This window comes from Halochromatium glycolicum, from assembly GCF_016584085.1.
GTDB lineage: Bacteria > Pseudomonadota > Gammaproteobacteria > Chromatiales > Chromatiaceae > Lamprobacter > Lamprobacter glycolicus.
On sequence record NZ_NRSJ01000002.1, the window covers coordinates 23,659 to 45,601 of the forward strand.

35 protein-coding genes are annotated in these 21,943 nt (G+C 63.1%); 34 read left to right on the forward strand and 1 reads right to left on the reverse strand.

Translation table 11 applies throughout. The annotated features are described in order from the left end of the window. The first annotated feature begins 9 nt into the window (after nt 1-9). The 34 genes from rpsS (at nt 10) to dcd (ending at nt 20,163) form a co-directional block, all read left to right on the forward strand. Nucleotides 10-288 carry a 30S ribosomal protein S19 gene (gene rpsS / locus CKO40_RS01280; protein ID WP_200343995.1) on the forward strand — a complete coding sequence of 93 codons (279 nt, stop codon included), beginning with the start codon at nt 10-12 and terminating at the stop codon, nt 286-288. A 9-nt stretch (nt 289-297) separates the two neighbouring features. After that, entirely contained in the window at nt 298-642 is a 345-nt protein-coding gene (rplV, locus tag CKO40_RS01285) for a 50S ribosomal protein L22 (protein WP_200343997.1), read from the forward strand. Between the two features lie 3 nt (nt 643-645). Next, a complete protein-coding gene (gene rpsC, locus CKO40_RS01290; protein ID WP_200343999.1) occupies nt 646-1,320 on the forward strand; it encodes a 30S ribosomal protein S3 in 675 nt (224 codons plus the stop codon). A gap of 3 nt (nt 1,321-1,323) precedes the next feature. Continuing rightward, nucleotides 1,324-1,737: a 50S ribosomal protein L16 gene (rplP, locus tag CKO40_RS01295; protein WP_200344001.1), complete on the forward strand. Its 414-nt coding sequence runs from the start codon at nt 1,324-1,326 to the stop codon at nt 1,735-1,737. Beyond that, nucleotides 1,737-1,952, forward strand: coding sequence for a 50S ribosomal protein L29 (gene rpmC, locus CKO40_RS01300; protein WP_200344002.1), 216 nt, complete (start codon nt 1,737-1,739; stop codon nt 1,950-1,952). The genes rplP and rpmC overlap by 1 nt, the downstream gene beginning before the upstream one ends. Then, nucleotides 1,949-2,209 carry a 30S ribosomal protein S17 gene (gene rpsQ / locus CKO40_RS01305; protein ID WP_200344004.1) on the forward strand — a complete coding sequence of 87 codons (261 nt, stop codon included), beginning with the start codon at nt 1,949-1,951 and terminating at the stop codon, nt 2,207-2,209. The genes rpmC and rpsQ overlap by 4 nt, the downstream gene beginning before the upstream one ends. A gap of 114 nt (nt 2,210-2,323) precedes the next feature. Then, nucleotides 2,324-2,692 carry a 50S ribosomal protein L14 gene (gene rplN / locus CKO40_RS01310; protein WP_200344006.1) on the forward strand — a complete coding sequence of 123 codons (369 nt, stop codon included), beginning with the start codon at nt 2,324-2,326 and terminating at the stop codon, nt 2,690-2,692. 2 nt (nt 2,693-2,694) lie between these two features. Further along, nucleotides 2,695-3,012 (forward strand): 50S ribosomal protein L24, encoded by a 318-nt coding sequence (gene rplX, locus CKO40_RS01315; protein ID WP_200344008.1) that lies wholly within the window; start codon nt 2,695-2,697, stop codon nt 3,010-3,012. A gap of 4 nt (nt 3,013-3,016) precedes the next feature. Continuing rightward, nucleotides 3,017-3,556: a 50S ribosomal protein L5 gene (gene rplE / locus CKO40_RS01320; protein ID WP_200344010.1), complete on the forward strand. Its 540-nt coding sequence runs from the start codon at nt 3,017-3,019 to the stop codon at nt 3,554-3,556. A 16-nt stretch (nt 3,557-3,572) separates the two neighbouring features. Further along, the gene (gene rpsN / locus CKO40_RS01325) at nt 3,573-3,878 is read left to right on the forward strand and encodes a 30S ribosomal protein S14 (protein ID WP_200344012.1); all 306 of its coding nucleotides are present in this window, start codon (nt 3,573-3,575) and stop codon (nt 3,876-3,878) included. Between the two features lie 187 nt (nt 3,879-4,065). Continuing rightward, nucleotides 4,066-4,464, forward strand: coding sequence for a 30S ribosomal protein S8 (rpsH, locus tag CKO40_RS01330; protein ID WP_200344014.1), 399 nt, complete (start codon nt 4,066-4,068; stop codon nt 4,462-4,464). An 11-nt stretch (nt 4,465-4,475) separates the two neighbouring features. Continuing rightward, entirely contained in the window at nt 4,476-5,009 is a 534-nt protein-coding gene (rplF, locus tag CKO40_RS01335) for a 50S ribosomal protein L6 (RefSeq protein ID WP_200344016.1), read from the forward strand. A 9-nt stretch (nt 5,010-5,018) separates the two neighbouring features. After that, nucleotides 5,019-5,375 (forward strand): 50S ribosomal protein L18, encoded by a 357-nt coding sequence (gene rplR / locus CKO40_RS01340; protein WP_200344018.1) that lies wholly within the window; start codon nt 5,019-5,021, stop codon nt 5,373-5,375. An 11-nt stretch (nt 5,376-5,386) separates the two neighbouring features. Continuing rightward, the gene (gene rpsE, locus CKO40_RS01345; protein ID WP_200344020.1) at nt 5,387-5,893 is read left to right on the forward strand and encodes a 30S ribosomal protein S5; all 507 of its coding nucleotides are present in this window, start codon (nt 5,387-5,389) and stop codon (nt 5,891-5,893) included. Nucleotides 5,894-5,915: 22 nt separating this feature from the next. After that, the gene (gene rpmD, locus CKO40_RS01350; protein ID WP_200344022.1) at nt 5,916-6,104 is read left to right on the forward strand and encodes a 50S ribosomal protein L30; all 189 of its coding nucleotides are present in this window, start codon (nt 5,916-5,918) and stop codon (nt 6,102-6,104) included. Nucleotide 6,105: 1 nt separating this feature from the next. Next, on the forward strand, nt 6,106-6,543 hold the full coding sequence (rplO, locus tag CKO40_RS01355) for a 50S ribosomal protein L15 (RefSeq protein WP_200344024.1): 438 nt from the start codon (nt 6,106-6,108) through the stop codon (nt 6,541-6,543). A 36-nt stretch (nt 6,544-6,579) separates the two neighbouring features. Beyond that, nucleotides 6,580-7,932: a preprotein translocase subunit SecY gene (gene secY / locus CKO40_RS01360; RefSeq protein ID WP_200344026.1), complete on the forward strand. Its 1,353-nt coding sequence runs from the start codon at nt 6,580-6,582 to the stop codon at nt 7,930-7,932. 92 nt (nt 7,933-8,024) lie between these two features. Further along, complete coding sequence (rpmJ, locus tag CKO40_RS01365; protein WP_200344028.1) at nt 8,025-8,138, forward strand: 50S ribosomal protein L36; 114 nt, start codon at nt 8,025-8,027, stop codon at nt 8,136-8,138. Nucleotides 8,139-8,242: 104 nt separating this feature from the next. Continuing rightward, nucleotides 8,243-8,599 carry a 30S ribosomal protein S13 gene (gene rpsM, locus CKO40_RS01370; protein ID WP_200344030.1) on the forward strand — a complete coding sequence of 119 codons (357 nt, stop codon included), beginning with the start codon at nt 8,243-8,245 and terminating at the stop codon, nt 8,597-8,599. 81 nt (nt 8,600-8,680) lie between these two features. Beyond that, complete coding sequence (rpsK, locus tag CKO40_RS01375) at nt 8,681-9,067, forward strand: 30S ribosomal protein S11 (RefSeq protein WP_200240865.1); 387 nt, start codon at nt 8,681-8,683, stop codon at nt 9,065-9,067. A gap of 13 nt (nt 9,068-9,080) precedes the next feature. Further along, the gene (gene rpsD / locus CKO40_RS01380; RefSeq protein WP_200344032.1) at nt 9,081-9,701 is read left to right on the forward strand and encodes a 30S ribosomal protein S4; all 621 of its coding nucleotides are present in this window, start codon (nt 9,081-9,083) and stop codon (nt 9,699-9,701) included. A gap of 20 nt (nt 9,702-9,721) precedes the next feature. Further along, nucleotides 9,722-10,735 (forward strand): DNA-directed RNA polymerase subunit alpha, encoded by a 1,014-nt coding sequence (locus CKO40_RS01385; RefSeq protein WP_200344034.1) that lies wholly within the window; start codon nt 9,722-9,724, stop codon nt 10,733-10,735. Between the two features lie 17 nt (nt 10,736-10,752). Then, nucleotides 10,753-11,145: a 50S ribosomal protein L17 gene (gene rplQ, locus CKO40_RS01390; protein ID WP_200344036.1), complete on the forward strand. Its 393-nt coding sequence runs from the start codon at nt 10,753-10,755 to the stop codon at nt 11,143-11,145. Between the two features lie 129 nt (nt 11,146-11,274). Next, nucleotides 11,275-12,078 (forward strand): SAM hydrolase/SAM-dependent halogenase family protein, encoded by an 804-nt coding sequence (locus tag CKO40_RS01395; protein WP_200344038.1) that lies wholly within the window; start codon nt 11,275-11,277, stop codon nt 12,076-12,078. 29 nt (nt 12,079-12,107) lie between these two features. Beyond that, nucleotides 12,108-13,085, forward strand: coding sequence for a prolyl aminopeptidase (gene pip, locus CKO40_RS01400; protein ID WP_242476712.1), 978 nt, complete (start codon nt 12,108-12,110; stop codon nt 13,083-13,085). A 50-nt stretch (nt 13,086-13,135) separates the two neighbouring features. Further along, nucleotides 13,136-13,573, forward strand: a complete 438-nt coding sequence (gene dtd / locus CKO40_RS01405) for a D-aminoacyl-tRNA deacylase (RefSeq protein ID WP_200344040.1) — start codon at nt 13,136-13,138, stop codon at nt 13,571-13,573. Between the two features lie 246 nt (nt 13,574-13,819). After that, on the forward strand, nt 13,820-14,452 hold the full coding sequence (gene hisB, locus CKO40_RS01410; protein WP_276570761.1) for an imidazoleglycerol-phosphate dehydratase HisB: 633 nt from the start codon (nt 13,820-13,822) through the stop codon (nt 14,450-14,452). 139 nt (nt 14,453-14,591) lie between these two features. Beyond that, on the forward strand, nt 14,592-15,326 hold the full coding sequence (gene hisA / locus CKO40_RS01415) for a 1-(5-phosphoribosyl)-5-[(5-phosphoribosylamino)methylideneamino]imidazole-4-carboxamide isomerase (protein ID WP_200344042.1): 735 nt from the start codon (nt 14,592-14,594) through the stop codon (nt 15,324-15,326). 112 nt (nt 15,327-15,438) lie between these two features. After that, nucleotides 15,439-15,756: a phosphoribosyl-ATP diphosphatase gene (locus tag CKO40_RS01420; RefSeq protein ID WP_200344044.1), complete on the forward strand. Its 318-nt coding sequence runs from the start codon at nt 15,439-15,441 to the stop codon at nt 15,754-15,756. 446 nt (nt 15,757-16,202) lie between these two features. After that, nucleotides 16,203-16,460 carry a twin-arginine translocase TatA/TatE family subunit gene (gene tatA, locus CKO40_RS01425; protein WP_200344046.1) on the forward strand — a complete coding sequence of 86 codons (258 nt, stop codon included), beginning with the start codon at nt 16,203-16,205 and terminating at the stop codon, nt 16,458-16,460. 145 nt (nt 16,461-16,605) lie between these two features. Beyond that, entirely contained in the window at nt 16,606-17,004 is a 399-nt protein-coding gene (gene tatB / locus CKO40_RS01435) for a Sec-independent protein translocase protein TatB (protein WP_200344049.1), read from the forward strand. A 174-nt stretch (nt 17,005-17,178) separates the two neighbouring features. Beyond that, nucleotides 17,179-18,426, forward strand: a complete 1,248-nt coding sequence (gene tatC / locus CKO40_RS01440; RefSeq protein ID WP_200344051.1) for a twin-arginine translocase subunit TatC — start codon at nt 17,179-17,181, stop codon at nt 18,424-18,426. A 74-nt stretch (nt 18,427-18,500) separates the two neighbouring features. Further along, nucleotides 18,501-19,550, forward strand: coding sequence for a LysR family transcriptional regulator (locus CKO40_RS01445; RefSeq protein ID WP_200344053.1), 1,050 nt, complete (start codon nt 18,501-18,503; stop codon nt 19,548-19,550). 43 nt (nt 19,551-19,593) lie between these two features. Then, entirely contained in the window at nt 19,594-20,163 is a 570-nt protein-coding gene (dcd, locus tag CKO40_RS01450) for a dCTP deaminase (protein ID WP_200344055.1), read from the forward strand. Between the two features lie 37 nt (nt 20,164-20,200). On the opposite strand, the gene CKO40_RS01455 is transcribed toward dcd, so the two are convergent. Next, nucleotides 20,201-21,928, reverse strand: a complete 1,728-nt coding sequence (locus CKO40_RS01455; RefSeq protein ID WP_200344057.1) for an ArnT family glycosyltransferase — start codon at nt 21,926-21,928, stop codon at nt 20,201-20,203. Between the last annotated feature and the right edge of the window lie 15 nt (nt 21,929-21,943).

Here is a 21,943-nt window from a genome sequence, read left to right on the forward strand (position 1 = left end):
AGCGATCACGTGGCACGTTCGATCCGCAAGGGCCCGTTTATCGATCATCACTTGGCCAAGAAGGTTGAGGATGCGGTGGCCCAAAACAGTAAACGGCCGATCAAGACCTGGTCGCGCCGTTCGATGATTCTTCCCGAGATGGTCGGCCTGACCATCGCGGTCTACAACGGCCGTCAGCACGTGCCGGTGTTGATCAATGAAAACATGATCGGCCATAAGCTGGGCGAGTTCGCGCTGACCCGGACCTTCCGCGGGCACGCAGCCGACCGCAAGGCCAAGAAGCGCTAGGGGATCAGCATGCAAGCAGCAGCGACACTGAAGTATGCGCGCATCTCGGCGCAAAAGGCGCGGCTGGTTGCGGATCAGATCCGCGGCCAGCACGTCGAGCAGGCTTTGAACGAGCTGACCTTCAGTACCAAGAAGGGCGCGCGCATGCTGCGCAAGCTCCTGGAGTCGGCCATCGCCAATGCCGAGAACAACGCCGGTGCCGATATCGACCAATTGCACGTCGTCGAGGTGCAGGTCGGAGAAGGCCCGACGATGAAGCGCCTGCGCGCCCGTGCCAAGGGTCGGGCGACACGAATCTTGAAGCGCACCAGTCATATCAGTGTGCGCGTAGCCGAACGCGACGCTCGGGGTTAAGGCATGGGACAGAAGGTACATCCAGTAGGTATTCGGCTCGGGATCGTCAAGGACTGGAATTCGACCTGGTACGCGAGCTCGAAGGACTATCCCGATTTGCTGAATACCGATCTTGCGGTTCGGTCGTTCCTAAAGCAGAAGCTGTCGAACGCCTCGGTGAGCCGGATTCAGATCAATCGGCCGGCGCGTAACGCGCATATCACGATCCATACCGCCCGTCCGGGCGTGGTCATCGGTAAGAAGGGCGGTGACATCGACAAGCTGCGCGCCGAGGTCTCGGAGCGGATGGGCATCCCGGTGCATATCAGCATCGAGGAGATCCGCAAGCCCGAGCTCGATGCCCAGCTGGTTGCCGAGGGCATTGCCCAGCAGCTCGAGCGCCGGATCATGTTTCGGCGCGCGATGAAGCGGGCCGTGCAAGGCACGATGCGCGCCGGTGCTGGTGGGGTTCGGGTCAATATCGCCGGGCGCCTGAACGGCGCCGAGATCGCCCGCTCCGAGTGGTATCGCGAAGGACGGGTGCCATTGCACACGCTGCGTGCAGACATCGACTACGGCTTCGCCGAGGCGAGCACGACCTACGGCATCCTTGGCGTCAAGGTTTGGGTCTTCCGCGGCGAGATCATCGGTGATCTGCCGATCGGCGGTGCCAAAGAAAAGACCGACAAGAAGGGTTGAGCCATGCTGCAGCCGAAACGAACAAAATTCAGAAAGCAGCACAAGGGCCGTAACCGCGGACTCGCCCAGAGTGGCAGCCAGGTCTCGTTTGGCGAGTTCGGCCTGAAGGCGGTCGGGCGTGGTCGTGTGACCGCGCGTCAGATCGAGGCCGCACGACGGGCGATCACCCGTAAGGTGCGCCGCGGCGGCAAGCTGTGGATTCGGGTCTTCCCCGATAAGCCGATCTCGAAGAAGCCGCTCGAGGTCCGGATGGGTAAAGGTAAGGGTAACGTCGAGTACTGGGTGGCTCTGGTTCAGCCGGGCCGGATGCTCTACGAGATCGAGGGTGTGTCCGAGGAGCTCGCGCGCGACGCGTTCCAGCTTGCTGCGGCCAAGCTTCCGGTGCAGACCAAGTTCGAGAAGAGGACGGTGCTCTGATGAAGGCTCAAGAACTACGCGCAATGAGCTCGGATGATCTGCAGAAGCGGCTCCTGGACCTGCTGCGAGAGCAATTCAACCTGCGCATGCAGCAGCGGACCGGCCAGCTTTCGCGGCCGTCACAGATGAAGGCGGTGCGACGCGATATTTCGCGGATCAAGACCGTGATGGGCGAACAGAACAGGACGGTAAGCAGCGCGAGGGCCGGCGAATGAGCGAGAACAACGAAAGCAATCGCATTCTGACCGGGCGTGTTATCGGCAATGCGATGGACAAGACCATCACCGTCGTTGTCGAGCGCCGGGTCAAGCATCCGCTCTATGGCAAGTTCATGCGGCGCTCGACCAAGGTCCATGCCCACGACGATGCCAATGAGTGCAACAAGGGCGACTGGGTGCGGGTCGAGCAGTGCCGGCCCCTGTCGAAGACCAAGAGTTGGCGGCTCGTCGAGGTCCTGGAGCGGGCACGCTGAGGCAAACGCCAAGTACTGTCCGTCTTGGCCTCGGCGCGTGAAACGAAAGGCTGATTTGGCCCGCCGGAAAGCCGTTGGACACCCGCTTAGCAGTTGCAAAGGTAGGTTCAGACAATGATTCAAATGCAAACCCGCCTCAGCGTGGCCGACAACAGCGGCGCGCGTACGGTGCAGTGCATCAAGGTGCTCGGCGGCTCTCATCGGCGGTATGCCGGTATCGGTGATGTCGTCAAGGTCACGGTCAAGGATGCGATCCCGCGGGGCAAGGTCAAGAAGGGCGATGTCTTCAACGCAGTGGTGGTTCGCACCCGCAAGGGCGTGCGCCGCCCGGATGGCTCGCAGATCCGCTTCGACGGCAATGCCGCCGTGCTGCTCAATAATCAGTTGCAGCCGATCGGGACCCGCATCTTCGGACCGGTGACGCGCGAGCTGCGCGGTGAGCGGTTCATGAAGATCATCTCGCTCGCGCCCGAGGTGTTGTAGAGATGAACAAGATCAAGGTGGGCGATGACGTCATGGTCATCGCCGGAAAAGACAAAGGTAAGCGCGGAACGGTGCTGAAGCTCAATGGCGACCGCATTGTTGTCGAGAATGTCAATCTCGCCAAGAAGCACCAGAAGGCGAATCCGCAGCAAGGCGTCCCTGGCGGCATCATCGACAAGGAAATGCCGCTGCATCGCTCGAACGTCGGGGTCTACAACCCCGCGCTCGGACGCGCGGATCGGATCGGCTTCAAGACGCTTGAAGACGGGAGAAAGGTCCGCGTATTCAAGTCGGACGGCGAAGTCGTGGATGTTGGGTAACGATATGTCCAGGTTGCAAACGCTCTACAATGAGAAATACGTCGGCGAACTGCGCGAGCGCTTTGGCTACCAGAGCGTGATGCAGGTGCCCCGCCTGAGCAAGATCACGCTCAACATGGGTGTCGGTGAGGCGGTTGCTGATAAGAAGGTGATGGAGCACGCTGTCGGAGACCTGACCAAGATCGCCGGTCAGAAGCCGATCGTGACCAAGGCCCGTAAGTCGGTCGCCGGGTTCAAGATCCGCGAGGGCTGGCCAGTCGGCTGCAAGGTCACGCTGCGCCGGGAGCGGATGTACGAATTCCTCGACCGGCTGATCAATGTCGCAATCCCGCGTGTACGCGACTTTCGCGGCCTGAGTCCCAAGGCCTTCGACGGGCGCGGCAATTACTCGCTCGGCGTGCGCGAGCAGATCATCTTCCCCGAGATCGATTACGACAAGATCGATGCGGTGCGCGGGCTCGATGTGGTCATCACCACGACCGCGCGGACCGATGAGGAGGGCCGCGCGCTCCTAGAGGCATTCCAATTTCCGTTTCGCACCTAGATTCCGGAGGCACAGGTTGGCAAAGAAGAGCATGGTGGCGCGCGACGCGAAGCGTGTCCGCGTCGCAGCACGCTACGCCGAGAAGCGGGCACGGTTGAAGGCCGTTATCAATGATCGCTCGGCTGATCCCGACCAGGTCGAGGCGGCGGTGGTGGCGCTGCAGAAGTTGCCGCGGGATGCGAGCCCATCGCGTAAACAGCGGCGCTGCCGTGTCAGCGGTCGGCCGCATGCGGTCTACCGCAAGTTTGGCCTTGGCCGCAACAAGCTGCGCGAGGCCGTGATGCGGGGTGATGTGCCCGGCGTCGTCAAGGCGAGCTGGTAGTCTCTGATTCACAAGGAGGCCCCGAGCCATCCGGCCCTTTCTGAACAACGACAGGAAGAGCTCAGGTCGGCCACGGGGTCTCGACAAAGACCGGTAACGCCGGTCGACCTGATGGCCGCAGGTCGTCAGCAACGAGAACCGCTAGGGGGTATCGCGCCGAGGTGGCGGTCTGACCCGGAGTAACGCAATGAGTATGAGCGATCCTATCGCGGATATGCTGACGCGTATCCGTAACGGCCAGGCGCGCGGCAAGATCACGATCTCGATGCCGCTGTCGAAGAAGAAGAGGGCCGTCGCCGATCTGCTGAAGGATGAAGGCTACATTGCCGATGCGTCGGTCGAGGACGACGAGAACGGCAAGCCTCAGCTGATCCTGAAGCTCAAGTACTACCGTGGTAGGCCCGTGATCGAGCACCTGAAGCGGGTGTCGCGCCCGGGACTGCGTATCTACCGCGGCAAAGACGAGCTACCCCGAGTCTGGGCAGGGCTCGGCGTCGCGATCGTCTCGACATCCAAGGGGCTGATGTCCGACCGTGCTGCTCGGCAAGCGGGCCATGGCGGCGAGATCATCGCCTACGTCGCTTAAAGGGGGTAACGATGTCCAGAATTGGTAAGGCCCCGGTCAAGCTGCCGAGTGGCGTTGATGTCAAGATGAGCGGCCGAGAGGTGACCGTTAAGGGGCCCAAGGGCATGCTGTCGTGGTCCGTTCATCCAACGGTCGAGGTCGCGATCGACGACGCCGTGGTGACCACACGCCCGGCTGATGGTAACGAGGCCCATTGGGCGATGGCCGGAACGACGCGCGCGCTGCTGAACAACATGGTGGTCGGCGTCAGCAGTGGATTCGAGCGCAAGCTCAGCCTGGTCGGCGTCGGCTATCGCGCACAGGCCAAGGGCAAGGTTCTGAACCTGGCACTCGGCTACTCGCATCCGATCGATTTTCCAGTGCCCGACGGCATCGAGATCGAGACCCCGGCACCGACCGAGATCGTCGTACGCGGGATCGATAAGCAGCAGGTTGGCCAAGTGGCTGCTGTGATTCGTGGGTTCCGTCCGCCGGAACCGTACAAGGGCAAGGGGGTTCGTTACGCGGACGAGCAGGTTCTGCGTAAGGAAGCCAAGAAGAAATAGGTGTTGCGGATGGACAAGAAACATGCACGACTGCGCCGCGCGACGCGGGCCCGGGCCAAGATTCGGGAGCTGGGCGGTTATCGCCTGTGCGTCTACCGCACCCCGCGGCATATCTATGCCCAGGTCATTGGCGATAGCGGCGCCCGGGTGATCGCGAGTGCGTCGACGGTTGAGAAGGAGCTGAAAGCGCAGTGTGACGGACACACCGGCAACGTCAGCGCGGCGGTCAAGATCGGTCAGGCGATCGCGGATCGGGCGCGCTCCGCCGGGGTGGAGAAGGTCAGCTTCGATCGCTCCGGCTTCAAGTATCACGGTCGCGTGAAGGCATTGGCCGATTCCGCGCGTGAGCACGGGCTTCAGTTCTGAGGGAGACGACGATGGCGAACTACAATCCGAAGCCCGAAGGCGACGAGCTCCTCGAGAAGCTGATCTCGGTGAACCGTGTCGCCAAGGTGGTCAAAGGCGGCCGTGTGTTCGGCTTTGGCGCGCTGACCGTCGTCGGCGACGGCAAAGGGCGTGTCGGCTACGGCACAGGCAAGGCGCGCGAGGTACCGGTCGCGATCCAGAAGGCGATGGAGAGCGCGCGCAAGAACATGGTCGACGTCAAGCTCAAGGGCGTGACGCTTCAGTATCCGGTCAATGGCCGTCACGGCGCTGCACATGTCTACATGCAGCCCGCCTCGGAGGGTACCGGGATCATTGCCGGTGGCGCGATGCGCGCCGTGTTCGAGGTGGTCGGTGTGCAGGACGTGCTTGCAAAGTGCATCGGCACCAACAATGCGATCAACGTCGTGCAGGCAACGATCAACGGGCTCGCCGGCATGGCCGATGCCGAGGCGGTCGCGGCGAAGCGCGGTAAGACCGTCGACGAGATCCTTGGGTAGGCTCGAGGGCTAGGAGCGAGACATGGCCGATAACAGGCTGAAGGTACAGCTCGTGCGCAGCATGCACGGGCGTTTGAAGACGCACCAGGACTGTGTCCGCGGCCTCGGCCTGCGGCGCATCCGCCAGGTTGTCGAGGTTGAAGACACGCCGGCGACACGCGGGATGGTGAACAAGGTGCAATACATGGTTCGCGTGCTGGAGGACGGTTGAGATGCGTTTGAATAACCTTTCCCCGGACCCCGGTAGTCGGCCGGACGGCAAGCGCGTCGGCCGGGGCATCGGGAGCGGGCTCGGCAAGACCGCCGGGCGCGGTCACAAGGGCCAGAAGTCGCGCTCCGGTGGCTTTCACAAGCTGGGCTTCGAAGGCGGGCAGATGCCGCTGCAGCGGCGCCTGCCGAAGATCGGATTCCGCTCGCGTAAGTCGATGCAGAAAGACGAGATCCGCTTGAGCGAGTTGAAGCATCTCGACGGTGAGACCGTCGATTTGGCCAGTCTCCGCGCGGCGGGCCTGATCTCGGCCGCGGTCCGTGATGTCAAGCTGATCAAGTCCGGAGAGATCGACCGTGCCTATACGGTGCGGGGTCTCCGGGCGACGGCGGGCGCGCGTGCCGCGATCGAGGCAGCTGGCGGGTCTGTCGCCGAGAGCTAATCACCGAACCACCGACGATCCGAATAGGCGAGCAAGATGGCGAAGAACACGGCATCAATGATGCAGTCGCTCGGCGGTATGGGGCGGCTGACCGAGCTGCGGCAGCGTCTGCTGTTCGTGCTCGGCGCACTGCTGGTCTATCGGATCGGCACCTTCATTCCGGTTCCCGGGGTGAACCCCGAGGCACTGGCCGTGCTCTTCGATCAAAATCAGGGCTCGATCCTAGACATGTTCAACATGTTCTCGGGCGGGGCCTTGGAGCGCGCGAGCATCTTGGCACTCGGCATCATGCCGTACATCTCGGCCAGCATCATCATGCAGCTGATGTCGGCGGTGATTCCGCAGCTCGAGCAGCTCAAGAAGGAAGGCGAGGCCGGGCGGCGCAAGATCACCCAGTACACCCGCTATGGAACGGTCGTGCTCGCGACCTTCCAGGCGATCGGGATCTCGATCGCGCTGCAGGGCCAAACCGCCGGCGGCTCGGCGATCGTCGTGAACCAAGGGATCGGTTTCGTCTTCACCGCGGCGGTGTCACTGGTCACCGGCACCATGTTCCTGATGTGGCTGGGCGAGCAGATCACCGAGCGCGGTATCGGCAACGGTATCTCGCTGATCATCTTCGCTGGTATCGTCGCCGGGTTGCCGGCTGCGGTGGGTGGGACGCTGGAGCTGGTGCGCACTGGCGAGATGAATGCCCTTGCCGTTCTGGCGCTCTTCTCGCTGGCGCTCGCAGTGACCGCGTTCGTCGTGTTTGTCGAGCGTGGTCAACGGCGCATCACGGTGAATTACGCGCGCCGTCAGCAGGGGCGACGGATGCTCGCGGCGCAGAGCACGCATCTGCCGCTGAAGCTGAATATGGCCGGCGTGATCCCGCCGATCTTCGCGTCGAGCATCATCCTGTTCCCGGGGACGCTGGGGCAGTGGTTTGGACAGTCCGAGAACATGCGCTGGCTTGCGGACATCACGAGCAAGCTGTCGCCGGGCGAGCCGGTCTATGTGATCTTCTATGCGGCGGCGATCATCTTTTTCTGCTTCTTCTACACGGCATTGGTCTTCAATGCGAAGGATACCGCTGACAATCTGAAACGCTCAGGCGCCTTCATTCCAGGTATCCGGCCCGGGGAGCAGACAGCGCGTTATATCGACTCGGTGATGACGCGGCTCACGGCGGCGGGCGCCCTCTATATCACGGCCGTCTGCCTGCTTCCAGAGTTCTTGATCGTGGGCTGGAATGTGCCGTTCTATTTCGGCGGGACCTCGCTGCTGATCGTGGTCGTCGTCGTGATGGATTTTATGGCGCAGGTGCAGGCCCATCTGATGTCGCATCAATACGAAGGTCTGATGAAGAAGGCCAATCTCAAAGCGCCGGGGGCGGGCCTGACGCGCTAGCGACGAGCGCAGGCAATGTGACGCGGTTCGGGCTGAGCTCGAATGTGCTGTATCGACCCATCTCGCGCTCGCTATCGATAACGGAGAGAATCATGAAGGTAAGAGCATCTGTCAAAAAGATCTGCCGCCACTGCAAGACCATCCGGCGCAACGGCACGATTCGGGTCATCTGCAAGGACCCGCGGCATAAGCAACGGCAGGGCTGAGGGCAGTCCTGCAACGGCTGTCTTTCATTGTGCCTCGCGTAGTGATATACTGCCCTGTTTACACTTCGCCTTTTACGAACTGAACGCTCAGGAGCGCAACGCGCATGGCTCGAATCGCCGGAGTCAACATCCCAGACCGTAAGCATGCGGTTATCGCCTTGACCTCGATCTATGGGATCGGACGCACCCTGGCGGCGCAGATTTGCGAGGCCGCTCAGGTTCCGACGACTGCGCCGATCCGTACGCTAACCGAGGAAGAGGTGGACCGCCTTCGTACCGAGGTCGGCAAGTACACGGTTGAGGGCGATCTGCGGCGCGAGGTCTCGATGAACATCAAGCGTTTGATGGACCTCGGCTGCAATCGCGGTATTCGTCATCGCCGTGGCCTGCCGCTGCGTGGTCAGCGCACGCGCACCAATGCGCGTACCCGCAAAGGGCCGCGGCGTCCGGTTCGTCGATAAACCCGGTCTAAGGACTCTGCCCACCGGCGCGGGAACGTGCCGGCGGCAGGGACTGCCTTTCCCGCTCGGAGACAGATCACAGTGGCTAAGCAGCTGCGCACGCGCAAGAAAGTCAAGAAACAGGTGGCCGATGGTGTGGCGCATATCCATGCGTCATTCAATAACACCATCATCACGATTACCGACCGTCAGGGTAATGCGCTGACATGGGCGACCTCCGGCGGCTCGGGTTTTCGCGGCTCGCGTAAGAGCACGCCGTTCGCAGCCCAGGTGGCCGCGACGCGTGCCGGCCAGGCCGCGAAGGAGTTCGGCGTCGTCAATCTCGATGTCCACGTCAAGGGTCCCGGTCCTGGTCGCGAGTCGGCCGTGCGGGCATTGAATAACGCCGGCTTTAAGGTGGCGAGCATCACCGACGTGACGCCGATCCCACACAATGGTTGCCGACCGCCGAAGAAGCGGCGCGTCTAACGGGGCAGAAAACATGGCGAGATATATTGGTCCGACCTGCAAGCTCGCACGCCGCGAAGGCGTTGATCTGGGGCTGAAGAGCAAGGCGCGCGCACTCGAGACCAAGTGCAACCTGGAGAAGCAGCCGGGTCAAGCCGCTGATCGGCGCCGCAGGTTGTCCGATTATGGGCTGCAGTTGCGTGAGAAGCAAAAGGTGCGCCGTGCATACGGGGTCATGGAAAAGCAGTTCCGGAATTACTATGCCGAGGCCGCACGTCGTAAGGGTGCAACCGGCGAGAATCTGTTGCAACTGCTCGAGCGGCGCCTCGATAACGTCGTCTATCGGATGGGGTTCGGGGCGACACGCGCCGAGGCCCGTCAGCTGGTCGGCCACAAAGGCGTGCTGGTGAACGGTAAGGTGGTATCGATCCCGTCCTACCAGGTCTCGGTCGAGGACGAGATCGAGGTGCGAGAAAAGGCAAAGAAGCAGGTTCGGGTGCAGAACGCGCTCGCGCTCGCCGAGGCGAATGGGTTTGCCGAATGGATCGAGGTCGATAGCAAGGCCGCAAAGGGCGTTTTTAAGCGTGTGCCTGACCGCGTGGATCTGCCGTCGGACATCAACGAGTCGCTCATCGTCGAGTTGTACTCCAAGTAACGCCGCCGAGGGAGAGTTTTATGTCAGACGTCGCAGGTGGCTTTCTGAAGCCGCGCATCGTCAAGGTCGATCCCGTCGCCGGCAGCCCGAATCGCGCCAAGGTCTCGCTCGAGCCCTTCGAACGCGGATTCGGGCATACGCTCGGCAATGCCCTCCGTCGCATCCTGTTGTCCTCGATGGAGGGGTTCGCGGTCACCGAGGTCGAGATCCAAGGCATCTTGCATGAGTACACCACGATCGAGGGCGTGCAGCAGGATGTGCTCGAGATCTTGCTGAATCTGAAGCAGCTGGCGATCCGCCTGCACGGTCGCGATGAGGCGACCTTTACCCTCAGCAAGGTCGGGCCTGGCGCCGTGACGGCCGGCGATATCGCTGTCGATCACACCGCAGAGGTCGCGAACCCTGATCTCGTGATCGCCAATCTGACCGCGAAGAGCGAGCTCAGCATGTCGCTGACGATCCGTCGCGGGCGCGGCTATGAGCCGGCGAGTGCACGTGAAGCGGATGGGACCGACGAACGCCCGATTGGGAAACTCCCACTGGATGCGACCTTCAGCCCTGTGCTGCGGGTGGCAATCGATGTCGAGGCGGCGCGCGTGGAGCAGCGCACCGACCTGGATCGGCTCGTGATCGACATCGAGACCGATGGGACACTCGATGCGAAGGACGCAATCCAGCGGGCCGCAACGATCCTTCGTGATCAGCTGAGCAGCTTTGTCGACCTCGATCAATCGGGTCCAACCGAGGGCCTCAGCGAGCAGACGCCCAAGGAGCCAGCCTACGACCCGATCCTGGTACGGCCTGTCGATGAGCTGGAACTGACCGTGCGCTCGGCGAACTGTCTGAAGGCCGAGAATATCTACCTGATCGGCGATCTGATTCAGCGCACCGAGGTCGAGCTGTTGAAGACCCCTAACCTCGGCAAGAAGTCGCTCACCGAGATCAAGGACGTGCTGGCGACGCGCGGCCTGTCACTGGGGATGCGGCTCGAGAATTGGCCACCTGAGAACATCGACGAGTTGATGGTCAAGTAACCGATCGGTACAGAGCAATGCGACATCAAAAAGCAGGACGAAAACTGAATCGGGACAGCGCTCACCGTGAGGCGATGTTCCGGAATATGGCCGGGTCCTTGTTCCGGCACGAGATGATCAAGACGACCTTGCCGAAGGCGAAGGAGCTACGTCGCGTCGCCGAGCCGCTGATCACCTTGGCAAAAGAGGATTCGGTCCATCACCGCCGGGTGGCCTTCGCGCGGCTGCGTGACAAAGAGGCGGTCGGCAAGCTCTTCAGGGAGCTCGGCCCTCGGTACAGCGAACGCCCCGGCGGCTATCTTCGCATCCTCAAGTGCGGCTTTCGAGCCGGCGATGCGGCGCCGATGGCATACGTCGAATTGGTCGATCGGCCAGCGGTCGAGGCGGGCCTCGGCGATGACGAGGATTGAAGCGCAAGCCTCTGCGCAAACCTCTGCGGGGCGCCTGACGAGAGGGGCATCCCAGAACGCGACGGCCGGGCTCGACCCGGCCGTTTGCATTTCCAGCGTTCGATTCGACTGAGGTCGGATGGGGGTCGGATGGGGTCGGCCGTTCACAGTCATCGCGGGCGCACAGGCACCGGTGTGCTCGAAGCGGGCCCGGAGCGGGTCGCACTGCTGACCGATTTTGGTGCGGGTCCCTACGTCGGGCAGATGCAGCTGCTATTGAACGGACTCGCCCCTGATGCGCCCGTGGTGTCGTTGATCGCCGATCTACCGGCCTTCCGGGCAGACCTCTCCGGCTATCTGCTGGCAGGTCTCGCGCGTCGGATGCCGGGGCGGACGCTCTATGCATGCGTGGTTGACCCAGGCGTCGGGACCGATCGCGATGTGCTGATGATGCGCTGCGGCGAGGATTGGTGGCTGGCGCCCGATAATGGGCTGTTGGTACCGCTGTTACGCAGGCACCCCGAGGCCGAGGTCTTTCGAGTGAGCTGGCGTCCCGACTGGATGTCCGCGACCTTTCACGGCCGCGATCTGTTCATGCCGCTCGCGGCTCGGCTGGTTAACTGCGACTGGCCCGACTGCGCCCCAGTGGCGGTGGAAGAGCTCGTCAACGGACACTGGCCGGCCGACATCTGGCAGGTCTGTTATATCGATGGGTTCGGTAATCTGATCCTCGGCGTCGATGCAGACCGGCTAACGCCGAGCGCTCGGTTAAAGGTGGGAGGCCAGCTCCTGAGCCACGCCCGGACCTTCGCAGAGGTGGCGCCCGGCGATGCGTTCTGGTATCGCGACGCCTTCGGATTGGTCGAGTTGGCGGTCAATCAGGGCCGGGCAGACGAGCGCCTCGGGCTCGGGCTCGGCGACACGGTGGCATTGCACGCGCAAGATGAGGGTTGAATTCATTGTGATGACCCGATCTCATTGTGATGATGCAAACTGATCGTTCTGCCAGCGCTGAGACCCTGTATCCACCGATCGAGCCATTCGCTGCAGAGCGTCTCGGGGTTGGGAACGGGCACGAGCTCTACCTCGAGCAGTGTGGCCACCCGGAGGGCATTCCGGTGGTCTTCCTGCACGGCGGGCCGGGGGCTGGATGTAGCCCTTCGCACCGACGCTTCTTCGATCCGTCGCGCTACCGAATCCTGCTGTTCGATCAGCGCGGTTGCGGCCGCTCGACGCCGCACGCGTCGCTCGAGCACAACAGCACCTGCGAGCTCGTCGCCGATATGGAGCAGATTCGCGAGCGCCTCGGCGTCGAGCGGTGGCTGGTGTTCGGTGGCTCCTGGGGCTCGACCCTTGCGCTCGCCTATGCGCAAGCCCACCCCGAGCGTGTGACGGGTCTGATCTTGCGCGGCGTCTTCCTGTGCCGACGCGAGGAGATCCACTGGTTCTACCAGCAGGGCGCGAGCTGGATCTTTCCAGACCACTGGCAAGCATTCCTGGAGCCCATCCCCGAGAACGAGCGCGGCGACCTGGTCTCGGCCTATTATCGGCGTTTGACCGCTGCCGATCCGGCAACACGGCTGGAGGCGGCGAAGGCCTGGTCGATCTGGGAGGGACGTTGTGCGACCTTGTTGCCGGATCGGCAGATTCGCAGCACCTTCAGCGACGAGCGTCTGGCGCTGAGTCTGGCCCGGATCGAATGCCATTACTTCATCAATCGGGCCTTTCTGCGGGAGGATCAGCTCCTATCTGAAGCCGGGCGGCTTGACGGTATCCCGGGCGTGATCGTTCACGGCCGCTACGACCTGATCTGTCCGCTGCGCTCGGCCTGGGAGCTTGCTGCGGCCTGGCCGGATGCGTCGCTGGAGATCATTGCCGATGCCGGCCATGCCGCCTTCGAGCCCGGGATCGTGCAGGCGCTGGTGGCCGCGACTGACCGGTTCGCGGATGCGCTCGGTTGATCGCCCGGCGTCGCTCGGCGCTCGATTAGTGTGACGCGGTTGCTGGGGTCATGATCGGCCTATTGCAGCGTGTCACCAATGCCCGGGTCGAGGTGAGTGACCAACTGGTCGCTGAGATTGGCCCTGGGCTACTGGTCTTGGTCGGCGTGCAGCGCGGTGATGACGAAGCGCGTGCACGGCGGCTGTTGGAGCGCCTGCTGAGCTATCGGGTCTTCCCGGATTCAAGCGGCCGGATGAATCTGAGCCTAGGCGAAACGGCTGGGGGCTTGCTGCTGGTGCCGCAGTTCACGCTCGCCGCAGAGACCCGCAAGGGGACCCGAGCCAGTTTCACGTCGGCCGCGGCGCCGGAAGAGGGGCGCCGGCTCTTCGCGCATCTGATTGAACTGGCGCAGGCAGCGCATTCACCTGTAGCGACCGGCCGATTTGGTGCCGATATGCAGGTCAGCCTGGTCAATGACGGCCCCGTGACCTTTTGGCTCGAAACCTAGGCGATTGCCGGAAAAGCTCGTACCGAATTGCGCAGGATTTTCGTTTGCCTTCGAGGAGCGTCGCCGGGAGCATAGCCGGGCTGTGTGACCGGCGGCGCGACGAAGAAGGCGAGCGAAAAGACCAGCAAGGCGGTATGAGCTTTGACAGAAATCGCCCTAGCTGCTCCAGCAAAGGGCGAGCCACTCTGTCCTTGCCCGACGGGCAGCACGAATCGCTATACTGATGACCTTTGCACCTCGGTCCTGATGAGCGAAGCCACTGAGACAATGCAGATCCCGAGCACCGACGGACATCGCGTCGCCGAGATCGAGCGCAATACGCTCGAGACCCAGATCCTCGTGCGGCTAGACCTCGATGGAACGGGCCGCTCTCGCCTCGAGACCGGCGTTCCCTTCCTCGAGCACATGCTCGACCAGATTGCCCGTCATGGGCTGATCGACCTCGAGGTGCAGGCCACGGGCGATCTGCAGATCGACGCGCATCATACCGTTGAGGACATCGGTATCACCCTCGGGCAGGCACTGACTGCTGCGCTTGGCGACAAGGCCGGTATCCGGCGTTACGGTCACGCCTACGTGCCATTGGATGAGGCCCTGTCGCGGGTCGTCATCGATCTCTCGGGCAGGCCAATGCTGACCTATCAGGTGGCCTTCACCCGCGCCTGGATCGGCGGATTCGATGTCGATCTGCTGCGGGAGTTCTTCCAAGGGCTGGTCAATCACGCGGCGATGACGCTGCACCTGGATACTCTGCGCGGTCTGAATGCCCATCATCAGGCCGAGACCCTGTTCAAGGCCTTTGGGCGCGCGCTGCGGATGGCGGTCGAGCCCGATCCGCGGATGGCAGGGATCACGCCGTCGACCAAGGGCAGTCTCTAGTCCTGCCAGCGAGCGGCGGTGGCGTGCGGTCACCGCCGATCCTGCTCAGAAACCCGGCTCGTCCACCCTGGCTCATCGCCGCTGGCTCATCCCCGCCATTGGGCGCGCACCGATCTTTCCGGCCTTAGGGAGCACTGTCATGCTGTTGATTCCGGCGATCGATCTCAAAGACGGACGCTGCGTGAGACTGCGTCAGGGACGCATGGAGGACGAGACGGTCTTTGCGGATGATCCGGTCGAGGTCGCAGCCCGCTGGGTCGCAGATGGCGCGCAGCGGTTGCATCTGGTCGATCTCAACGGTGCGTTTGCTGGAGAGCCGGTCAATGGGGATGCGATCCGGGCCATCGCGGCCGCCTTTCCGGGTCTGCCGATTCAGGTCGGGGGTGGGATTCGCGATGAGCGCACGATCGGCGCCTATCTCGAGGCCGGTGTCCATTGGTGCATCATCGGAACCCAGGCTGTCAAGGAGCCCGAGTTGGTCGCACGCGCCTGCCGTGCCTTCCCCGGCCATTTGATTGTTGGGCTCGATGCCAAGGGTGGGCAGGTGGCGATCAATGGCTGGGCCGAGGTGACCGCATTCCGGGTCGAAGAGCTGTCTGCGCGGTTCCAGGACGACGGTGTCGATGCGATCGTCTATACCGATATCGGCCGCGATGGCATGCTCAGCGGGCCGAACATCGAGGCCACCAAGCAGCTCGCAGAGGCCATCGAGATCCCGGTGATCGCTTCCGGTGGGATCACCAACATCGATGATGTCCGGGCGCTTGCCGCCGTTGCTGATTCCGGCATCATTGGGGCCATCACCGGCCGGGCGATCTATGAGGGCACTCTGGACTTCGCGGCGGGGCAGCGGCTCGCTGCTGGGCCTGCGTAGCGCGAAGTCCGGCCGCCTGCGCTTCGCGGCGCTGCGGCCAACTCGCTGAGCGCCTTCCGGGTGCAATGATCCAAACCCGACAGGACCTCGAATCGATGGGCGAAGTCTGACGATGAGCGATGTATTGAATCAGCTGGCTGAGGTGCTGGAGGCGCGCAAGGGGGCCGATCCAGCGAGTTCCTATGTTGCGAAACTCTACGGTAAGGGGCTGGATGCGATCCTGAAGAAGGTTGGCGAGGAGGCCACTGAGACCGTGATGGCGGCGAAGGACGGCGATCCGGACAAGCTTGTCTATGAGATCGCTGACCTCTGGTTCCATAGCCTGGTATTGCTTGCGCAACAAGGTCTGCACCCGAATGCGGTGCTTGCCGAACTGGACCGGCGCTTCGGTCAATCCGGCATCGCCGAGAAGGCATCGCGGTCGGGCTGAAACGATCCTTCAGCATTCATGTACCCAGAGACCGGGCATGCGGTATAGTCCGCTTTTGACGCAGCGCAGGCATCGGCGGTGGCTGTGCTGCTCCACTGGGTTAGATGCATAGGTTAGACGCACGACGTGATCGGGCGCCCGATTGATGGGGGTGGATGCCCGTCGAAGTGTTGGACCGACTCGCTCTGCAGGCTGTCCGTCAAGCGGTCGCGAGAGGACTGCTTCCGGCGCTGCGTGATCCGTAGGCGCTCGGTCGGGTCGGACTCGCGCCCCAATGATTCCGTCGGATCGTTCTTTGGACGCTGTCCTCGGCGAGGCGGCGTTGTTGCGATTCGGCAACCGTTCCTTGGTGCAACCCCCTGATCGCGATGGTTGTCGAATGCGTGAGATCATAGGCAGGGTCGTCCCCGCGTCGGGCGACAAGATGGTGAATCCCGGAGGTTGAGATGGGTGTCGGTGGTATTGGTATTTGGCAGTTGTTGATCATCCTTCTGATCGTGGTGCTGTTGTTTGGGACCAAACGATTGAAGAGCATCGGCTCGGACCTTGGCAATGCGGTCAAGGGCTTCCGCTCCGCGATGTCGGATGCGGACAAGAGCGAGGGGGATGAAGACCCGAAACGCCTCGACAGCGCAGAGTCCGAGCAGGCCGAATCGGGCAGCGATAACGTCGGAGCGAAGCCCGCCGATAAGACCAAGGTCTGAATCCCTTCTTCTGTGTTGATGCCGAGCGCTTGATCGAAGTGCTTCGCTGAGACGTGCTTGACTGAGAAAGGCTTGACTGAGAAAGGCTTGACTGAGAAAGGCTTGACTGAGAAAGGCTTGACTGATCTGGGGCGGAGCCGAGGACATGTTTGACATCGGGGCGCTGGAACTGCTGCTGATCGGGCTCGTCGCGTTGATCGTGGTCGGGCCCGAGCGCCTTCCGCGGCTGGCGCGAACGGCTGGTCTCTGGGTGGGACGTGCGCGTCGCGCGTTGACCTCGGTGAAAGAGGAGATCGACCGCGAGATCAAGGCCGATGAGCTCAAGGAGATCCTGCGCAAACAATCCCAGAACCGTCCGCTGGATACGATCCTCGAAGAGGGGGGCGGCCTTTCAGAACCGTCACGCTCGTTGAAAACGGGCTCGGCCGGTTCGAGCTCCAGCGCTCAGCGGTCTTCTGCTGATCATGAGCCGGGTGATGCGATCCAGGGCCAGGCCGACACGGGAGGGAGCGAGCAGCAGGATGACAACGCCGACAGACGATAGATCGTCGTTTGAGGACGGCCTGCTCACCGCCTCAGCAAGTCCCACCGCCATCGACCTCCTCGGATGCGCCCGCGCTGATTCCAGCGCCCGCCGCTTGCCGTCATGCTGTGCCGCGTGGACCCGCATGCCGCGTCGGCGACCGATGCCCAAACCGAACGCCTAGAGCCATCCCGGATGACACCGCCCGCTTCGCACGGTTCCTCTGATCGCCGCGGCAACGCCAATGATCCTCGTGGCAGCGAGCCGGACGGGCTCGGCGGGGAACAACCGTTCATCTCCCACCTGGTCGAGCTGCGCGACCGTCTGATCCGGATGGTCGTCGCGATTCTGGTGGTGTTCCTGGTCCTGTTCCCGTTCGCGAACGACCTCTACACCTTTGTCGCCGAGCCGATCCGCGCCCAGTTGCCGGTCGGTTCGCAGATGATCGCGACACAGGTCGCCTCGCCGTTCTTGACACCATTCAAGTTGGCGCTGGTCATCGCGGTGTTCGTCGCGATGCCTTATCTGCTCTACCAGTTTTGGGGCTTTGTCGCGCCCGGGCTCTACACGCACGAGAAACGGCTTGCGCTGCCGCTCGTCGCTTCGAGCATCGTCCTGTTCTATCTCGGGATGTTGTTCGCGTACTACGTCGTCTTTCCGCTGGTGTTCGGCTTCTTCTCGGCGGTGACGCCGGAAGGCGTCGCCCAGATGCCGGACATCGCCTTCTATCTCGAGTTCGTCCTGAAACTATTCTTCGCGTTCGGTATCGCCTTCGAGATCCCGATCGCGACCATCCTGTTGGTGGCGATCGGTGCGACGACCCCCGAAGCGCTCGGCCGCAAACGTCCGTATGTGATCGTCGGTGTCTTCGTTGCCGGGATGTTGCTGACGCCGCCGGACGTCATCAGTCAAACCTTGCTAGCGCTGCCAATGTGGCTGCTCTACGAGGCCGGTATCTTCTTCTCTCGCTTTGTCAAGCGCAGACCGGACGACGAGGGCGGTAATGAACCCAACGGCGGCGGTGTTTCGCCAGGAAGCGGCGATGGCGGGATGCGGGATTCGAGCGCTTCCGGCTCGGTCGGTACAAAGGCCACTGGCACGGCGGCCAACCGGCCGGGCTCGATGACGGTGGGCGAGGAGCTCGACGGCAGCGACCGCGATGAGCCGGGCCGGTACCGGCCGATGACCGACGAAGAGATGGAGGCCGAGCTCGACGCGATCGAGGCTGAAGAGCTCGCTGACACCCTCGCCACCAAGGACACACAGCGGGTCTCCGAGGCCGATGATGATCCGCTCATCGAAACACTGATCCGCAAGGCGAACGAGCTACGGGCCTCCGGGGATACGACGAGTGCGAGGCTCGTCCTCTACCGGGTGCTCGAGGAAGGGGACACCGACCAGCGCCGGGTAGCCCGCAATATCCTGGCCGATCTCGACCGGTGATATGCGAGCTTGTCCTCTGCACGACGATTCGGGGTCTCCTGCGTGCGTCTGACTGAGCGGTGCGAAGAACGGGTATGAGCGATGACGCCAAATCCGATGCCGTCAAGGAGCCGTCGCCGGGCGCGGCAGACAAGGCCCCCGGCCGATCAGCTAGGGCCCCCTCACCGCATCGGCAGAATCGGCTGAAGCAGCTCAGGGCGTTCTGCCATGTTGCACAGCTCGGTAGTGTCAGCGCTGCCGCCGAGCGAATCTCGCTCAGTCAGCCAACGGTGTCGCTGCAGATCCAGTCCTTGGAACGTCAGCTCGACACGGTGCTGTTCGAGCGCCGTGGGCCCAAGGTCAAGCTGACACCTGAGGGTGCGTTGCTCCTGGAGCTCGCGCAGCCGCTGGTCGAGGGCATCGACGGGCTCGAGGAGACCTTCCTCGCGCAGTGTGGTCGGTTGGATCGAGGGCGGCTCGATATCGCTGCTGGCGAGTCGACCATCCTCTACATCCTGCCTGAGCCGGTTCGCCGATTCGCCGAGCAGTTCCCCGGCATCGAATTGCGCCTGCACAACGTCACCGGCCGCGACGGTCTCGCGATGGTGCGCGCCGACGAGGTCGATCTCGCAGTCGGCTCGATGCTCGAGGTCCCGGATGATATTCGCTACCTGCCGTTCGTCACCTACCGCCCCACGCTGATCACGCCGATCGGTCATCCTCTGGCCGAGAAGCCCTCGGTCACCCTCGAAGACATCGCCGAATATGGGCTGATCCTGCCGCCAAGGCATCTCAGCACCTGGCGCCTGGTCGACCTCGTGTTCCGGCAGCACGGGCTGCAGTATCAGGTTCGGCTCGAGGCCGGCGGCTGGGAGGTGATCAAGACCTATGTCGGGCTCGGGCTCGGCATCTCGATCGTCACCGATCTCTGTCTGACCGGCGATGAACCGCTCTGCCGCCGCGCGTTGGACGCCTATTTTCCGCTGCGCAGCTATGGCCTGGTCCTTCGGCGCGGGAAGTTCGCCTCGGCCAGCAGCAAGCGCTTCCAAGAACTGATGACAACGCTCTTCGCGGATGCCGAGCAACCCGCTCCAGGCGCGCCAACCGCCGGCGATGCCTCGTTCGAGGATGGGCTACTCGGCTGACCGCTTGCCGTTCGCCAGGACGGCCTTGTCTCGATGGTGATGCATGACAATCAAATCTGACCGCTGGATTCGCCGGATGGCGACCGAGCACGGCATGATCGACCCCTATATACCCGGCCAAGTGCGCGAATCCGAGGCCGGCGGGCGGGTGATCTCCTATGGCACCTCGAGCTACGGCTACGACATCCGATGTGCCGACGAATTCAAGATCTTCACCAATATCAACTCGGCGGTCGTCGACCCGAAGAACTTCGACTCATCGAGCTTCGTCAACCTCAAGTCCGACGTCTGCATCATCCCGCCGAACTCGTTCGCGCTCGCGCGCACGGTCGAATACTTTCGTATCCCTAGGAATATCTTGACTATTTGTCTCGGAAAAAGCACGTATGCACGCTGCGGGATAATAGTAAATGTGACCCCTTTGGAACCGGAATGGGAAGGGCATGTGACGCTCGAGTTCTCCAATACGACGCCGCTGCCCGCCAAGGTCTACGCGAACGAAGGCGTGGCCCAGATCCTGTTCCTCGAGTCCGATGAGGTCTGCGAGACCTCCTATCTCGACCGGGGCGGCAAGTATCAGGGGCAGCGCGGCGTGACCTTGCCGAAACCCTGATGAACAGGGTTCGGTCGGCCGATCAACGTCGACAGCGTCATTGACCGGGCGCCGCGACCTGGTGGGTGTCGTGAATCGATGCTGTTGCCGATGACTTGGCTCTCGGCGCGTAATAGTAAAGTCGCCAGACATTTGCCGGATCGTCGCAATCGCTCGCCCACCAGCCTGTCGCGCCCTCGAGCATGCTGAACTGCCCATCCTTGCAGCCATAAGCGGTGCGGGTCTCCTGCGGCTCGAAGCCGGGTATCATCGGTGGCGAGAACTTCCGCGCAATCAGCCAGAAGCCGTTGCGCTGCAAGGTCTCGAGGTCGGGTAGGGGCTGGATGCGTCCGCGGCTGTATTCGGACGGGCGTCTGATATTCGGCCATTGGGTGACATGGAGCTGAGGTTGGTGGAAGTTCAGCATCGCTGCGAACTGGTAGCGATCCGCGATTACTGGGGCTGAGAGGTCGGCCGCATAGTCTGCGAGCGATGCGTAGCCGCGGCTCTCACGCACCATACGCTGAGCGACGTCGGGGAGCGGCGGAAAAGCGGTGGCGGCATGCAGGGCGTAGAGGCTTACCAATGCGAGGTTGAGGCCGGCTGCGGACCAAACCCATCGCGCTGAGGGACGCAACAGCAGTGCGACAAAGGGCACGGCGCCGACCACATACATCGCCGCCCAATTGGCCTCGACCTCGCTGCCGAGCGCGATCGTGCCGAACAGTGCTAGCGGGAACAGGGCCGCGGCGCTGAGCAGGGGCACCGCGGTGGGGTCCAACGGGGCTAAACCTGGCTGAGGCAGGGTGATCGGTTGACCGGAGCGTCTGCTCTCGCCTCGATGGTCTGTGCTCGTAGGCGGGTCGGTCCTCGCACCGGGCCGGTTGGCGCGCCAGGCCATCCGCCATAGCGCGATACCGAGCGGCACCAGCACCAGCCCCCAGAATGCCAGTTGCTCGCCGAGGAAGCCGGCGAGGCTGCCCAGCCGCTCACCGAGATCCATTGCAGCCGGCGGCTCCGCGCGATAGGCCTGCGGCCCCGACGCCGCCGGCAGCTCGGTGGCGGCGAGCGCGAGCGGGCCGGTGTCGGTCGAGAACCCGTGACCGAACTGAAACCGCAGCGTCAGCCAGTCGTTGTGGGCATTCCAAAGCAGGTGCGGCGCGAGCACCAGCAAGGCGAGCAGGCCTCCCAGATAGGGCCAGCGCGTGCGCAGGGCCTTCGGATCGGTGCGCAGCAGTGCCCACAGGAAGACCGGACCGATCACGACCATCGTGTACTTGCCGAGCAGCCCCAAGCCAGTGACGAGCCCCGCCGACAGCCAGCGCCGGCGCTGGCCCTTCAGGGCGCGCAGCGCCTCATGCAGCGCCAGCGGCCAGCACAGCGCGAGTACCGTGTCCGGGGTGGTGATCACGCCGGCGACTAGGCTAGGAAACACTGTTGCGGCGAGCAGCAGTGCGAGCACCAGCCCCTGACCGGCGCGCAGCCCCGCAGCCAGATAGAGCCGCCACACCGCGATCAATGAGGCGGCACCCAGGAGCAACGCACCGATTCGGGCGCTGAAGACCGAGCCGGGATCGAATTGGGCGCCGAGCCCGAGCAGGGCGACGCCGGGTGGGTGATCGAAATAGCCCCAGGCGAGCCGGCTGGCCCAGTCGTAGTAGTAGGCCTCGTCGCGGGTAAGCGGCAGCAGGTCCGCGATCAGCAGGCGCCAGGCGGTGACGGCGACGATCAGACCGATCACCCAGCCTAGGCCGGATGGCGAGCTCTGCTTCTGGACCGTGGCCATGCTGCCTGCGACGCT

Excerpts from the sequence above, each read along its gene's own strand:
- rplV (WP_200343997.1), top strand. The coding sequence starts at position 298 with ATGCAAGCAGCAGCGACACTGAAGTATGCGCGCATCTCGGCGCAAAAG.
- rpsC (WP_200343999.1), top strand. The coding sequence starts at position 646 with ATGGGACAGAAGGTACATCCAGTAGGTATTCGGCTCGGGATCGTCAAG.
- rplP (WP_200344001.1), top strand. The coding sequence starts at position 1,324 with ATGCTGCAGCCGAAACGAACAAAATTCAGAAAGCAGCACAAGGGCCGT.
- rpmC (WP_200344002.1), top strand. The coding sequence starts at position 1,737 with ATGAAGGCTCAAGAACTACGCGCAATGAGCTCGGATGATCTGCAGAAG.
- rpsQ (WP_200344004.1), top strand. The coding sequence starts at position 1,949 with ATGAGCGAGAACAACGAAAGCAATCGCATTCTGACCGGGCGTGTTATC.
- rplN (WP_200344006.1), top strand. The coding sequence starts at position 2,324 with ATGATTCAAATGCAAACCCGCCTCAGCGTGGCCGACAACAGCGGCGCG.
- rplX (WP_200344008.1), top strand. The coding sequence starts at position 2,695 with ATGAACAAGATCAAGGTGGGCGATGACGTCATGGTCATCGCCGGAAAA.
- rplE (WP_200344010.1), top strand. The coding sequence starts at position 3,017 with ATGTCCAGGTTGCAAACGCTCTACAATGAGAAATACGTCGGCGAACTG.
- rpsH (WP_200344014.1), top strand. The coding sequence starts at position 4,066 with ATGAGTATGAGCGATCCTATCGCGGATATGCTGACGCGTATCCGTAAC.
- rplF (WP_200344016.1), top strand. The coding sequence starts at position 4,476 with ATGTCCAGAATTGGTAAGGCCCCGGTCAAGCTGCCGAGTGGCGTTGAT.
- rplR (WP_200344018.1), top strand. The coding sequence starts at position 5,019 with ATGGACAAGAAACATGCACGACTGCGCCGCGCGACGCGGGCCCGGGCC.
- rpsE (WP_200344020.1), top strand. The coding sequence starts at position 5,387 with ATGGCGAACTACAATCCGAAGCCCGAAGGCGACGAGCTCCTCGAGAAG.
- rpmD (WP_200344022.1), top strand. The coding sequence starts at position 5,916 with ATGGCCGATAACAGGCTGAAGGTACAGCTCGTGCGCAGCATGCACGGG.
- rplO (WP_200344024.1), top strand. The coding sequence starts at position 6,106 with ATGCGTTTGAATAACCTTTCCCCGGACCCCGGTAGTCGGCCGGACGGC.
- secY (WP_200344026.1), top strand. The coding sequence starts at position 6,580 with ATGGCGAAGAACACGGCATCAATGATGCAGTCGCTCGGCGGTATGGGG.
- rpmJ (WP_200344028.1), top strand. The coding sequence starts at position 8,025 with ATGAAGGTAAGAGCATCTGTCAAAAAGATCTGCCGCCACTGCAAGACC.
- rpsM (WP_200344030.1), top strand. The coding sequence starts at position 8,243 with ATGGCTCGAATCGCCGGAGTCAACATCCCAGACCGTAAGCATGCGGTT.
- rpsD (WP_200344032.1), top strand. The coding sequence starts at position 9,081 with ATGGCGAGATATATTGGTCCGACCTGCAAGCTCGCACGCCGCGAAGGC.
- CKO40_RS01385 (WP_200344034.1), top strand. The coding sequence starts at position 9,722 with ATGTCAGACGTCGCAGGTGGCTTTCTGAAGCCGCGCATCGTCAAGGTC.
- rplQ (WP_200344036.1), top strand. The coding sequence starts at position 10,753 with ATGCGACATCAAAAAGCAGGACGAAAACTGAATCGGGACAGCGCTCAC.
- CKO40_RS01395 (WP_200344038.1), top strand. The coding sequence starts at position 11,275 with ATGGGGTCGGCCGTTCACAGTCATCGCGGGCGCACAGGCACCGGTGTG.
- pip (WP_242476712.1), top strand. The coding sequence starts at position 12,108 with ATGATGCAAACTGATCGTTCTGCCAGCGCTGAGACCCTGTATCCACCG.
- dtd (WP_200344040.1), top strand. The coding sequence starts at position 13,136 with ATGATCGGCCTATTGCAGCGTGTCACCAATGCCCGGGTCGAGGTGAGT.
- hisB (WP_276570761.1), top strand. The coding sequence starts at position 13,820 with ATGAGCGAAGCCACTGAGACAATGCAGATCCCGAGCACCGACGGACAT.
- hisA (WP_200344042.1), top strand. The coding sequence starts at position 14,592 with ATGCTGTTGATTCCGGCGATCGATCTCAAAGACGGACGCTGCGTGAGA.
- CKO40_RS01420 (WP_200344044.1), top strand. The coding sequence starts at position 15,439 with ATGAGCGATGTATTGAATCAGCTGGCTGAGGTGCTGGAGGCGCGCAAG.
- tatA (WP_200344046.1), top strand. The coding sequence starts at position 16,203 with ATGGGTGTCGGTGGTATTGGTATTTGGCAGTTGTTGATCATCCTTCTG.
- tatB (WP_200344049.1), top strand. The coding sequence starts at position 16,606 with ATGTTTGACATCGGGGCGCTGGAACTGCTGCTGATCGGGCTCGTCGCG.
- tatC (WP_200344051.1), top strand. The coding sequence starts at position 17,179 with ATGACACCGCCCGCTTCGCACGGTTCCTCTGATCGCCGCGGCAACGCC.
- CKO40_RS01445 (WP_200344053.1), top strand. The coding sequence starts at position 18,501 with ATGAGCGATGACGCCAAATCCGATGCCGTCAAGGAGCCGTCGCCGGGC.
- dcd (WP_200344055.1), top strand. The coding sequence starts at position 19,594 with ATGACAATCAAATCTGACCGCTGGATTCGCCGGATGGCGACCGAGCAC.
- CKO40_RS01455 (WP_200344057.1), bottom strand. The coding sequence starts at position 21,928 with ATGGCCACGGTCCAGAAGCAGAGCTCGCCATCCGGCCTAGGCTGGGTG.